This is a genomic window from Azospirillum sp. UENF 112521 (assembly GCF_058780665.1).
The window spans coordinates 277,871-290,128 of the sequence record NZ_JBSNCI010000009.1 but is presented as its reverse complement, the minus strand read 5'-3'; the positions used below and the strand labels follow the sequence as shown (position 1 = coordinate 290,128).

Here is a 12,258-nt window from a genome sequence, read left to right as displayed (position 1 = left end):
GATGGAAACGATCCTTGGCTCCTCCGTTCCGGTCTTCGTGTTCCTGACGGTGCTGGTGTTCGGCGGCTGCGGCGTGCTGACCGGGCAGACGCTGGCAGAGGGGTGGAAGCCGGTCTCCAGCGTGCTGGCCTACTCGCTGCTGCTGGGGGTGGGCGACCGCTTCCTGGCCTGGGGCCTGTTCGGCGAGCAGCTCTTGTCGCTGTGGGGCTTCATCGTCCACACAGCAGTGATCGGGCTGATCACGCTCACCGCACACCGCATCGCCATCGCGCGCCGCATGGTCAACCAGTATCCTTGGTTGTACGAGACTGCCGGTCCCTTCGGCTGGCGGGAGCGCACCCCGGCCCGCGGCTGAAGCGGTTCCGGAAAAACACATCTGAAAAGAACTGAAGCCGGATTTTTGAAATTCCCGGCACGAAAAGGCGCCGCTTTGTCCAAGCGACGGCGGCGCCTTCACTTTGTCCAAGCTGGACCGAGACTTTGGGATTGCTGTGACAACTGGCAATCTTCCGAAAGTCAGAGAGGAAGATCATGGTGCAGACCATGATGTGCTGTTACAATATCATTTAAATTTTGCAATTCGTTGACGCTTCTGTGGCGGACGCCGGCCTTGCCGGCGGTGCTTCGCCGTGCCCTGTGCCATATCCTCATGGTTGGCGGCCGGGCAGGAAGCGGAGGCGGCACGGGAAGGGGCAAGAGCATGGCAGTGGACAAGGCGGCCGCATCCCGGCCGCGACGGTTCTGGAGCGTGGGGCGGAAGGTGACGGCGGCCTTCGTCGCCGCCATCGTCGGCGGCTTCATCGTCATCATGGGGCTTCAGGCCAAGATGCAGTATGACGACGCGGTGCGGCTCGCCACGCACGACGCCCGCGTCAAGACGGACATGCTGGCAAACGCCACCAAGACCAGCTTCGTCGCCGGCGACGGCGCCTCCATCGAGACGGAGTTCATGCCGCTGGCCGGCAGCAACGAGGTGCAGCTCGCCTCGCTGCGGGCGGTGACATCCGCCGGCACGCTCGCCGACTTCTCCAACGAGCGATTTGCAAAATACGAGCTGAAGCCCGACCAGGACCTGGTCGAGGCGGTGCTGGCCGGCAAGGGGGCGCAGACCCGCTCCGCCAACGGCCACATCGTGGTGACGGTGCCGGTGGTGACCGGCAAGAGCAACCGGCTGGTCGGCGCCCTCCAGATCGCCTGGAGCCTGGACCAGCAGATCGACGCCATCGCCACCCAGATGCGCAACCAGATCGCCATCTGCCTGATCGCGCTGGTGGTGCAGATCGCCCTGCTGAACCTCCTGCTCGGCCGCATCGTCATCCGCCCGCTGCGTGCGATGTCGGCGGCGATGGCGAAGCTCGCCGACGGCGACACCGCGGTCGAGGTGCCCGGCAACGGCCGCTCCGACGAGATCGGCGCCATGGCCGGCTCGGTCACCGTCTTCCGCGACAACGCCCGCGCCATTGAACGCATGCACGCCGCCCAGGCCGAAGCCGACGCCAAGGCCGAGCAGGCCAAGCGCGCCGCCTTGCTCGACCTCGCCGACCGCTTCCAGGGCACGGTGAAGCGGCTGGTCGAGGGCATCGCCGAGTCGGCCGCCGGCATGGCCGACAGCGCCGACCGCATGGCGACGGTGGTGGGCGAGGCGTCGAGCCAGACCCGCAATGTCGCCCGCGAATCCGACGACATCCAGTCCAACGTCCGCTCCGCCGCGGCGGCGGCGACCGAACTCGCCAGCTCCATCGGCGGCATTTCCGATCAGGTCGGCCATTCCGCCCGCATCGCCGGCGAGGCGGTGTCCCACACCGACCGCACCAACGCCACCGTCCAGGGCCTGATCGCCAACGCCGAGCGCATCGGCCAGGTGGTCGGGCTGATCCATGCCATCGCCAAGCAGACCAACCTGCTGGCGCTGAACGCCACCATCGAGGCGGCGCGGGCGGGCGAGGCCGGCAAGGGCTTCGCCGTGGTGGCGACCGAGGTGAAGGGGCTGGCCGACCAGACCGCCAAGGCCACCGACGAGATCGCCGCCCAGGTCAACGCCATGCAGTCGGTGACCCGCGAGGCCGCCGACGCCATCGGCGCCATCGGCTCGACCATCACCGAGATCGACGGCATTTCCGGCACCATCACCCAGTCGGTGCAGGAACAGAACGCCGCCACCCAGGAGATCGCGCGGGCGGTGGAGATGGCAGCCCTCGGCACCCAGGACGTCTCGGCCACCATCGCAGCCCTGGCCCGGACGGCGGAGAGCGCCGGCAGCACCGCGCTCGGCGTGCAGGACGCCGCCCGCGGCCTGTCCGGCCAGACCCGCGCCCTGGCGGCCGAGGTGGAGCGCTTCCTGACCGAAGTGCGCCAGCAGGCGAACGGGGAGATTAGGGCGGCATAAGTTCCCCGACGGCGGACCTCACCCGAGCAGCAGGAACCCCGCTCCGGTGCCGATCAGGGCGCCCGCCCACAGCAGGTCGAAATTGACCCAGCCGCGGCGCAGAATGCCGAGGCCGACGGTTTCGAAAACCGCCAGCCCGATGACGGCGATCACCGCCAGCATCGCCGCCATATGCACCAGAACCACCGCCAGCCCGGCCGCAGCCGATCCCAGTGCGGCGACCGGGCCGGTCATCCCCGCCCCCGGTCCGCACAGGGACAGCGCCATCAGCTGCGCCGGCGCCAGCATGCCCAGCAGCAGGGGCAGGATCATCAGCCCGGCCCCGTGGGCGGACGCCATCAGAAAGGACCAGAGCGTCAGCCCGGCAAAGCCGGTGCGCATGCCGACCCGCAGCCGGTGACGGTATCCGCGCACGAGCCGGTAGAGGCCGAAACCGATCAGGAGGGCGGGCGTGACCAGCCTCAGCGGGGCCGTCGTGACGACCAGCTGCAGGATGGCGAATCCCGCCACCACCACCAGCACCGACAGGGCATGGCCGAGCGCGATGGGAGGCAGCGCCCTGATGACGGCGCCCCGCCGCCCCTCCTGAAGGCCGAGAGCCACGGCGAAGAGCCATCCCATCGCCGGGTTCACTCCATGGAAGGCGCCGAGCCCGGCCAGCGCCAGCCATTGCCACGGGTCATCCATGGAGAGGTGCCCCCCGGATGGCGGTCATGGGTAGCAGTAGGAATCCGAAGAGGCGTCGCCGCCTTCCAGCCGGATCTGGTGACCGCGGAATTCGTCGTCGAAGCGCAGGAAGAACCGCTCGTCGATGGTCAGGCCGCCATCCGGGTCGGCATCGAGCTTGACCATCCAGCTCTTGATGCCGTCCGGGTAGAACTGGTCGTCCCAGCTCCGGTACAGCGAGTTGGTGAAGTAGACCCGCTTGCCGTCGCGGCTGACCTCGACCATCTGCGGGCCGCCGTTGAGGGCGCCGCCGAGGGCACCGTTGAGGGCGCCACCATCGGCATCGCCGCCGGGATGGCGGCTGCGCCCGACGATCCCGCCCAACCGCACCGAGCCGGTCAGCCGGGGCTGGAACGGATCTGACACGTCGTACCGCCGCATTTCCCCCGTGCCCCAGCAGGACACGTAGAGCCAGCGGTCGTCCAGCGAGAGATCGATGTCGGTGACGAGCGGCGGCACCGCCTTGAAGCCCTTGAGCAGCGGCGGCAGCAGATCCGGGTCGGCCGGTTCGGCCGGGATGTCGATCACCTTCCGCATGGCCCACCGGCCAGACCTGCTGCCGTCATCCTCGCGATGCCACAGCCAGATCGACGAGGACAGGTCCGACAGGTTGACCACGGCATTCATGAACCCATGGGCCTTGGTCGGGTCGTGGGCCGGCCGCAGTTCCAGCGCCAGCTGGTATTCCGGCCCCAGATCGATGGTCTGCCGGTGCCGGCGCTTGCGCAGATCCCAGAAATGGACCTGATGGCCGTATTTCGCGCCGAGCAGCAGTTCGGGGTTCAGCCCGTCCTCGATCATGTCGGGCGTGCCCCATTCGCTGGTGATCAGCGTGTCCTGGCCGAGATGCCACCAGACATCGTAGGCCAGGAACTGCGGACCGCGGTCGATCTCCCACTGGCCGAGCACCTCGAAGGTTTCGTGGTCCATCAGGAAGACGCCCCCCGGCCCGCCGCCGTCGCCCTTTCCGTTGCCGAGCGCGCTGACATAGATGCCTTCCGGTCCGCAATGCATCGTGTGCGGGCGGGAATAATTGGCGCGCGCCGCGAGTTCCTCCGGCTCGATGATCTTGACGATTTTGGGGTCGGCGGGATCGGGCTTGGTGTCCAGGATGTGGATGCGCGATGACCGCAGCCCGGGCACGATCAGGTATCGCCGCTCTACATGCGGATGCGGAGCGTAGGGGCACAGGGCGGAACTGCAGGCGTTCCAGCCGAAATGGTGCAACTCGTCGCCGACATTCGGCATGTCGACCCGCCGAAGGAGCCGGCCATAGCTGGCCGAGGAGGGATCGACATCGACCACCCCCAGCGCATCCGGCCCCCCTTCGACATTCAGCATCGCCACATAGGCCAGCCGTTCCGGAGCGGCCTGCATCGCCATGCGTGGCGAGGGGTAGAAACTGGGATCAGGAGTCCAGGTCGCCATGGAAATTCCTCCCAAACCGGCATGCGCCGAGTTCGAAAGGATATCTCAGCCTCGACAGGCACCGGCGGAGGAAAACGGGGATCATTGTCTATCTAATGAGGAGACAATCCTCCCAATTCCGAAGTAGCTTTAACAGCGGAGCAGCCAAGCCCTACCCAGATCCCCGACCAGTCCCCCCGCTCAGTCCCATGGAGCCCCGGCGTACAATGGAAAAATTCCCGCCTCGGGATGAAGGAAGCCGGTATCGGCCGAGAACAGGGGTTTGCTCCAGGAATCCGCAACCACACCGATTCCCGCAACGTCCCCGCACATCTGCCGCACCGCGGTGGCTTCCCTCCCTTCCCCGGCACCGGGCGGACTTGCGATCCGCCCGATGCCGCCGGCAACGCATGCGTTGGCACGAGAGGCGGGAAAGGGGATGGACTTTCCGCTCAGAAGAACGCCTGCAGGCCCGTCTGCGCCCGGCCCAGGATCAGGGCATGGACGTCGTGGGTGCCTTCGTAGGTGTTCACCGTCTCCAGGTTCACCATGTGGCGGATGACCTGGAATTCCTCGGAGATGCCGTTGCCGCCATGCATGTCGCGGGCGACGCGGGCGATGTCGAGCGCCTTGCCGCAGTTGTTGCGCTTGATCAGCGAGATCGCTTCCGGCGACCAGCTGCCGTCGTCCATCATGCGGCCGACGCGCAGGCAGGCCTGGAGGCCCAGCGTGATCTCCGTCATCATGTCGGCCAGCTTCTTCTGGACCAGTTGGGTCTGGGCCAGCGGACGGCCGAACTGCTTGCGGTCCAGCGTGTATTGGCGGGCGGCGTGCCAGCAGAACTCGGCGGCCCCCAGCACGCCCCAGGCAATGCCGTAGCGCGCCTTGTTCAGGCAGCCGAACGGACCGCCCAGGCCCGACACGTTGGGCAGCAGGTTCTCGTCGGGGACGAAGGCCTCGTCCAGCACGATCTCGCCGGTGACCGACGAGCGCAGCGACAGCTTGCCCTCGATCTTCGGGGTGGAGAAGCCCTTGGTCCCGCGCTCGACCACGAAGCCCTTGATCTTGTTGTCATGGGCGTCCGACTTCGCCCAGACGACGGCGAGGTCGGCGATGGGGGAGTTGGTGATCCACATCTTGGAGCCCGACAGCAGATAGCCGCCGTCGACCTTGGTGGCGCGGGTCTTCATGCCGCCGGGATCGGAGCCGTGATCCGGCTCGGTCAGGCCGAAGCAGCCGATCAGCTCGCCGGTGGCCAGACGCGGCAGCCACTTCTTCTTCTGCTCCTCACTGCCGTAGGAATAGATCGGGTGCATGACCAGCGAGGACTGCACCGACATGGCGGAGCGGTAGCCGCTGTCCACCCGCTCGACCTCGCGGGCGACCAGGCCGTAGGCGACATGGCTGACGCCCGGCCCGCCATACTCCTCCGGGATGGTGGGCCCCAGCAGGCCCAGCTCGCCCATCTCGGTCATGATCTCGCGGTCGAACCGCTCCTCGCGGAAGGCGGAGATGACACGGGGCTGCAACCGGTCCTGGCAGTAGGCGCGGGCGCTGTCGCGCACCAGCTTCTCATCCTCGGTCAGCTGGGCTTCAAGGAGGAAGGCGTCGTCCCACTGGATGCTCTGCACGGTGCGTCTCCTGGTCATGTCACATGGCGGTTCGGCCATCGATTGAAACGCACTCTGCCGCGCCGACGCCATAGCTGCAAACACATATTTTCTATCATAGCCATACCGTTTCTATATGGCTCAAAAGAAACAGTCGCTATGCCGCACGGTTCCATAAAAGTTTTAACGTGAAGCTTACCATTTCCTATGCAATTTTGCCGACGGCACCGTAACCGCCCCCTACCCAACGGACAGACCGCACGTGTTTGCTGCATTGCAACCAATAACCGCTTTCGCCGGTTTTCCCCTGTTGCTGGGCCTTGCTTTGCTTACGCTTCTGCACGAAGACGTTGCAATTGCGGTTGGAGCGAGCCTCGTCAGCGTCGGCACCGTCAGCATCGGCGTGACCGCCATCACCCTGCTGTGTGGGATTGTTATCGGCGATTTGTTCATTTATGTCCTTGGACTATTGTCCCTGCGGATCAGTTGGATTAGGCGGCGGACCGAAGGTCCTATGCTTGAACGCTGCCGCGGAGCCTTGCAGCGGAACCTGTTGCCGACCTTGGTGACTTGCCGGCTGGTTCCCGGCGTCTTGTTCCCGACCTACTTCGCCTGCGGGGTGATGCGGGTGCCGTTCCTGCGCTTCATCGCCATCACGCTGGCGACCGCCGGGGTGCATGTCGGGCTGCTGCTGACCCTGATGACCTCGTCGCTCGAAGCGGCGGCGATCCAGGTGCAGGTGATCGGCATCGGCTGCGCCGCCCTGCTGATGGTCCTGCGCACCAAGCGGGCGCAGGCCGTCGTCCGCGCGCTGTTCGCCCGCATCCGGGCGGTGCTGGAGCCGCTGCTGCCCAAGGCCCTGCGCGACGCGCTGCACGGCAGCCCGACCCCGCGCGCCATCGCCCTGCCCGGCCTGCCGGTGGTGCCGGCCGGTGCCCCCACCATCGGCTGGGCGGAGCGCATTCCGCCGCTGCTGTTCTACATCCCGCTGGTGGCGCAGTGGCTGGCGCTCGGCGTCCGCTACCGCAGCCTGTCGCTGCCGACCGCCGCCAACCCGTCGATCGAGGCGGGCGGGCTGCTCGGCGAGTCGAAGATCGCCTGCATGGACCTGATCGGGCCGGAGGCGCGCCGGTGGGCGGCGAAATCCGTCGCCCTGGTCAACCGCCCGTCGCTGACCCCGGCGCAGCTCGAGTCGCTGGCGTCCGGTGCCGGCCTGTCCTTCCCGCTGGTCGCCAAGCCGGACATCGGCTGGCGCGGCATCGGCGTGCGGCTGGTGCGCGACGCCGCCGATCTCTGCACCTATCTGCGCGGCTTCCCGGCCGACGTTAAGCTGATCCTGCAGGAGCATGTGGCTTACGCCGGCGAGGCCGGCATCTTCTACGTCCGCAAGCCGGGGGAGCGGCACGGGCGCATCTTCTCCATGACCTTCCGCTATTACCCGCATGTGGTCGGCGACGGCCGCTCCACCCTGCGCAAGCTGATCGCCGCCGATCCGCGCGCCTCCTGGAAGGCCGACCTGCACCACGAGGCGCTGGCCGACCGGCTGGACGAGGTGCCGGAGGCCGGGCGCACGGTGCGGCTGTCGCTGGTCGGCAGCAGCCGGGTCGGCGGCCTCTACAAGGATGCCTGCGGCCATGTCACCGCGACGCTGACCGCGCGCTTCGACGAGATCGCCGACCAGATGCCGGGCTTCCATTTCGGCCGCTTCGACGTGCGCTTCGCCTCGGTGGAGCGGCTGGCGGTGGGCGAGGATTTCCGCATCATCGAGGTGAACGGCGCCGGGGCCGAGGCCATCCACATGTGGGACCCGGAGTTCAAACTCGGCGACGCCTATGCCACCCTGTTCCACCAGCAGGCGTTGATGTTCGAGGTGGCGGACGCCTGCCGGGCGGCCGGGGCGCAGCCGCTGACTGCGCTGGAATTGGTACGCTATCAGCGCCGCCAGCAGACCTTGCTTCCGCTCTATCCCGCCTCCAACTGAACGGGCGTGCGCATCGCCGCACGCCAATCGGTTGGAGACGAGATGCGCGGCAGCCTGACCCATCTGCGCAACCGCCCGTCGCTGAGCGGGGCGCTGGCCGTAGCATTGCTGGCCGGGGGCCTCGCCGCCGTCTGGCTGCGCCCCACCACCGCGGTGCTGACCGGCTGGGATTGCGGGGTCGCCGCCTACATCCTGCTCGCCGGCATCCTGATGAGCCGGGCCACGGTGGCTTCCATGCGCCGGCGGGCCAAGCTGCTCGACCCCGGCAAATGGGGGGTGCTGGCCGGTGCGGTGCTGGCCTCGCTCGCGGCGCTGGTCGCCATCGTGGCGGAGCTGGTGTCGGCCAAGGGCTCCCCGCACGAGGGGATGGCGGCGGTGCTGTCGGGGGTGACGGTCCTGCTGTCCTGGGGCTTCCTGCATGTCTTCTTCGCCCAGCATTACGCCCACGATTATTGGCTGGGTGGGCAGTCGGGCCAGGAGCGCAGCCTGGATTTTCCCGGCAACGACGCGCCGGATTACCTGGAATTCCTTTACTTCAGCTTCACCGTCGGCATGACAGCACAGGTGTCCGACGTGACCACCCGCGCCGCCGGCATGCGCCGTCTGGTGCTGATGCACGGTGCCCTGTCCTTCCTGTTCAACACCGCGGTGCTGGCGCTGGGCGTCAATCTGGCCGCCGGGCTGGTCAGCTGAGGTCCGCCCCGCCCCGTCGCAATTGCTGCGGCGGAGCCTTAGGAACCCCTTCCCGGCCGCGCGATCTACGCTACTCTCATCGGATCGACCGCCACGCTTCGCGACGCAAGGCCATGCCGACCCCTCCGCTCCTCGCCCGTGCCTTTTCCTTGCGTCTCCGCTGGCCGGTCCGGCTCAGGGCGGCGACGCTGATTTTGCTGCTGGGGCTGCTGTCGCTGGGCCTGGCGTTCGCCGAGGCGTCGGCCCAGACCGCAGCGCCGCCCCCCGCCCAAACCACCGCTCCTCCGCCCGCCCCACCTGCTCCCGCCACTGCCACACCCGCCCCGCCCTCCGCAGCCGCCAGCGCGGCTGACGGCATGATGATGCTGATGCTCAGCGAAGGGCGCGACCGCATGGCGGGGTTCCGCGGCAAGCTCGCCCGGCGGCTGCGCGCCACGCCCGCCATCCCGTCGGCCATCGTCGCCACCCTGAAGACCCAGAGCCCGACCGGCAGGCTCGACTATTTCCTGCAGGTCATCGCCCTGACCTTCGCCCTGATGGCGGCCGGCCATGGCGTCCAGCATCTGGTCTATCAGCGGCCGGTCGCCCGCCGCCTGCTGCCGCCCCCGGCCGAACCGAGACCGGGCGGCTCCATCCTGGCCGCCCGCTTTCCCCGTCTGGTGGCGCATGCGCTGCTGACGCTGGTCGGCATGCTCTTCGCCACGCTGATCGCCTTCGGGCTCGCCACCGCACTGGTGCCGGAACCGACGCCGATGACCGAGAAGACGGTCATCCTCGCCGGGGCCGGCTATCTGCTGGTCTGGGCCATCGCCCTGTTCTGGCGGCTGGTGATGCCGCCCGGCGCGTCTGCGGATGCCGGCGTGGCCCCGGCGGTGCGCCGGCTGCGGCGCGACCTGACCGCCAGCGGTGCCGTGGGCGTCGCCCTGATGATCGGCACCATCTGGCTGGAGGCGCTCGGCATGCCCTACGACCCGCACGCGGTGCTGGTCGCGCTGTTCGGGCTGCTCACCGTGCTGGCGACGGTCGGCGCACTCTATGCCAACCGCCAGACGGTCGAGCGCGCCTTCCTGGCCGGGCGTCCGGCGGCGACGGTGGCGCCGCTGGAACGGCTGACCCTGCGCCTGTGGTTTCCGGCGGTCCTGGTCTATTTCGCCTATGCCCTGGCGACGCTGGTCAACCGCCTGATCCTGGGCTGGCCGACCGAGCTGCCGCTGCTGCTCGGCGCCTATGCCGTCGCCGCGGCGATCCTCGCCGTCTATGCCACCGTCACCTATGCCACCGAATGGCTGTTCCACCATCGCCGCACCCTGTGGCGGCCGCTGGAGGAAGGCCGGGAGAGTGCGCCGGACGGCGACGGCCTGCTCCCCGACACTCCCCGGCCGGCGGCCATCGACAGCTACGAGGCGCTGGCCCGGCGGGTGGCGGGCATCCTCGCCGCCGCCGCCGGGGTGGCGGTGACCCTGTCGGTGTGGAACGTCCCGCGCATGCACGGCGATGCGGCGGACAAGCTCATCAGCATCATGACGGTCTGCCTGATCGGCTACGTCGCCTATCACGGCGTCCGCATCTGGATCGACCGCCGCATCGCCGAGGAGGGGCCGACCCCCGGCGCCATTCCCGGCGACGAGGGAAGCGGCCACGGCTCGGCCAGCCGGCTGGCGACGCTGCTGCCGCTGGTGCGCAACTTCATCCTGCTGTCCATCGTCGGCGCCATCCTGCTCAGCGTCCTGATGGATCTCGGCGTCAACATCGCGCCGCTGTTCGCCGGGGCGGGCGTGGCCGGCATCGCCATCGGCTTCGGCGCGCAGACGCTGATCCGCGACATCTTCTCCGGCGCCTTCTTCCTGATCGACGACGCCTTCCGCAAGGGCGAATACATCGAGATCGGCGCCATCCGCGGCACGGTGGAGAAGATCTCGGTGCGCTCGATGCAGCTGCGCCACCATCGCGGCCCGCTGCACACCGTCCCCTTCGGCGAGATCCACCAGCTGACCAACTACTCGCGCGACTGGGTGATCATGAAGCTGCCGCTGCGCATCACCTACGACACCGACGTCGAGAAGGTGCGCAAGCACATCAAGCAGCTGGGCCAGATGCTGCTCGACGATCCCGATCTGGGGCCGAAGTTCCTCCAGCCGCTGAAATCGCAGGGCGTCATCCAGATGGAGGACTCCGCGATGATCCTCCGCGTCAAGTTCATGACCCGGCCCGGCGACCAGTGGGAGATCCGCAAGCGGGTCTATCAGGAACTCAACGCCCTGTTCCGCCGCGAGGGCATCCGCTTCGCCAATCGCGAGGTGACGGTCCGCTTCGCCGGCGAAGCGACGGCTACCAGCGCCACCGGCGACCCGGTGACGATGCAGATCGGCGAGGAGGAGCGCACCCTGGCCGCCGGCGCCGTCCTGCACGCGCTGGGCGAGGACATGCCGGACGCCAAGCCCGCAGCCGGACGGCGCCTGGAGAGCTAGACGCCCCCTCCATTCCCGCTGCCGCGCAGGACTTCCAGGAAGCGGTCCAGCACCAGATTGGGCTGGGCCCCCTTCTTGGTCACCATCTGGAACTCCAGCGCATGGCGGTAGGTGCCGGGCAGCAGCGCCCGCATCATGCCGCGCTCGACCCATTGCCGCGCGTAATGGATGGGCAGGAAGCCGACATAGCATCCGGTCAGGATCAGGAACGCCACCCCCTCGCGGTCGGTGGCGGTCGCGGTGTTGTTCAGCTCGTGCGGAAGCTGCGCCTGGGTCGGCGCCACCGCGTCGGCCGCCTCGACATCCTCCCGCGTCACTGCACCATCGGGTCTGTCGAACAGCGGATGGCCGTCGCCGCAATAGAGCAGCGATTCCTCACTATAGAGCGGCAGGCCGGCCAGCCCCGGCAATCCGCGCCGCACCGGGACGACGCCGACATGCAGCTGCCCGTCCAGCACGCCGCGCTCGATCTCGTTGGGCGGGATCATGCGGATGTTGACGCGGACCTCCGGCGCCAGCTGCTTCAGGCCGCGCAGCGCGTGGGTCACCCGCATCTGCGGCATGGTGACGAGGTTGTCGGTGATGCCGATGTTCAATTCGCCACGCAGCCGGCGATGGACCGTGTTGATCTCGCTGCGGAAGCTCTCGGTGCTGGCCAGAAGGCGCAAGCTCGCCTCATAGGCCAGCCGCCCCTCCTCCGTCAGCCGGAAGCCCGCCCGCCCGCGCCAGCACAGCGTCAGGCCGAGCCTGCGCTCCAGATCGGCCATGTGCTGGCTGATCGCGGCGCGGCTGATGTTCAGCTCCACCTCGGCGGCGGAGAAGCCGCCGCACTCCACCACCGTCCGGAACACGCGCAGCAGCCGGATGTCGGCGTCGCTGATCGGGGCCATCGACCGGGCCGGCTTGCTCATGCTGTCGCCTGGGATCGTTGAGCGGGAAAGTTAAGCGGATGCTTACGTGAAGTTCTTCCACTTTGGATTTGATGGC

The 12,258-nt window shown here is 68.2% G+C and carries 9 protein-coding genes; 5 read left to right on the top strand and 4 right to left on the bottom strand.

The features are described from left to right. Position 1: 1 nt before the first annotated feature. Positions 2 to 355 (top strand): DUF6867 family protein, encoded by a 354-nt coding sequence (locus ACWPN8_RS32890; protein WP_492243841.1) that lies wholly within the window; start codon positions 2 to 4, stop codon positions 353 to 355. A gap of 345 nt (positions 356 to 700) precedes the next feature. Further along, positions 701 to 2,386, top strand: coding sequence for a methyl-accepting chemotaxis protein (locus ACWPN8_RS32885; RefSeq protein ID WP_492243840.1), 1,686 nt, complete (start codon positions 701 to 703; stop codon positions 2,384 to 2,386). 18 nt (positions 2,387 to 2,404) lie between these two features. Here ACWPN8_RS32885 and ACWPN8_RS32880 read toward each other — a convergent pair whose 3' ends face one another. The 3 genes from ACWPN8_RS32880 to ACWPN8_RS32870 form a co-directional block, all read right to left on the bottom strand. After that, complete coding sequence (locus ACWPN8_RS32880; protein ID WP_492243839.1) at positions 2,405 to 3,073, bottom strand: hypothetical protein; 669 nt, start codon at positions 3,071 to 3,073, stop codon at positions 2,405 to 2,407. A 24-nt stretch (positions 3,074 to 3,097) separates the two neighbouring features. Beyond that, complete coding sequence (locus ACWPN8_RS32875) at positions 3,098 to 4,540, bottom strand: selenium-binding protein SBP56-related protein (protein WP_492243838.1); 1,443 nt, start codon at positions 4,538 to 4,540, stop codon at positions 3,098 to 3,100. 431 nt (positions 4,541 to 4,971) lie between these two features. Beyond that, positions 4,972 to 6,150, bottom strand: coding sequence for an acyl-CoA dehydrogenase (locus ACWPN8_RS32870; protein WP_376966550.1), 1,179 nt, complete (start codon positions 6,148 to 6,150; stop codon positions 4,972 to 4,974). Positions 6,151 to 6,391: 241 nt separating this feature from the next. On the opposite strand from ACWPN8_RS32870, the gene ACWPN8_RS32865 reads away from it, so the two are divergent. The 3 genes from ACWPN8_RS32865 to ACWPN8_RS32855 all read left to right on the top strand — a co-directional run bounded on the left by ACWPN8_RS32865 (position 6,392) and on the right by ACWPN8_RS32855 (position 11,271). Beyond that, complete coding sequence (locus ACWPN8_RS32865) at positions 6,392 to 8,110, top strand: DedA family protein (RefSeq protein ID WP_492243837.1); 1,719 nt, start codon at positions 6,392 to 6,394, stop codon at positions 8,108 to 8,110. 42 nt (positions 8,111 to 8,152) lie between these two features. Further along, positions 8,153 to 8,803 carry a DUF1345 domain-containing protein gene (locus tag ACWPN8_RS32860; protein ID WP_492243836.1) on the top strand — a complete coding sequence of 217 codons (651 nt, stop codon included), beginning with the start codon at positions 8,153 to 8,155 and terminating at the stop codon, positions 8,801 to 8,803. Positions 8,804 to 8,916: 113 nt separating this feature from the next. Then, the gene (locus ACWPN8_RS32855; RefSeq protein WP_492243835.1) at positions 8,917 to 11,271 is read left to right on the top strand and encodes a mechanosensitive ion channel family protein; all 2,355 of its coding nucleotides are present in this window, start codon (positions 8,917 to 8,919) and stop codon (positions 11,269 to 11,271) included. Here ACWPN8_RS32855 and ACWPN8_RS32850 read toward each other — a convergent pair. Further along, the gene (locus ACWPN8_RS32850) at positions 11,268 to 12,182 is read right to left on the bottom strand and encodes a LysR family transcriptional regulator (protein WP_492243834.1); all 915 of its coding nucleotides are present in this window, start codon (positions 12,180 to 12,182) and stop codon (positions 11,268 to 11,270) included. The genes ACWPN8_RS32855 and ACWPN8_RS32850 overlap by 4 nt on opposite strands. Positions 12,183 to 12,258: the final 76 nt, after the last annotated feature.

Bases quoted from the DNA above. Each gene is read 5' to 3' on its own strand.
- ACWPN8_RS32890 (WP_492243841.1), top strand. From the start codon at position 2: ATGGAAACGATCCTTGGCTCCTCCGTTCCGGTCTTCGTGTTCCTGACG.
- ACWPN8_RS32885 (WP_492243840.1), top strand. From the start codon at position 701: ATGGCAGTGGACAAGGCGGCCGCATCCCGGCCGCGACGGTTCTGGAGC.
- ACWPN8_RS32880 (WP_492243839.1), bottom strand. From the start codon at position 3,073: ATGGATGACCCGTGGCAATGGCTGGCGCTGGCCGGGCTCGGCGCCTTC.
- ACWPN8_RS32875 (WP_492243838.1), bottom strand. From the start codon at position 4,540: ATGGCGACCTGGACTCCTGATCCCAGTTTCTACCCCTCGCCACGCATG.
- ACWPN8_RS32860 (WP_492243836.1), top strand. From the start codon at position 8,153: ATGCGCGGCAGCCTGACCCATCTGCGCAACCGCCCGTCGCTGAGCGGG.
- ACWPN8_RS32855 (WP_492243835.1), top strand. From the start codon at position 8,917: ATGCCGACCCCTCCGCTCCTCGCCCGTGCCTTTTCCTTGCGTCTCCGC.
- ACWPN8_RS32850 (WP_492243834.1), bottom strand. From the start codon at position 12,182: ATGAGCAAGCCGGCCCGGTCGATGGCCCCGATCAGCGACGCCGACATC.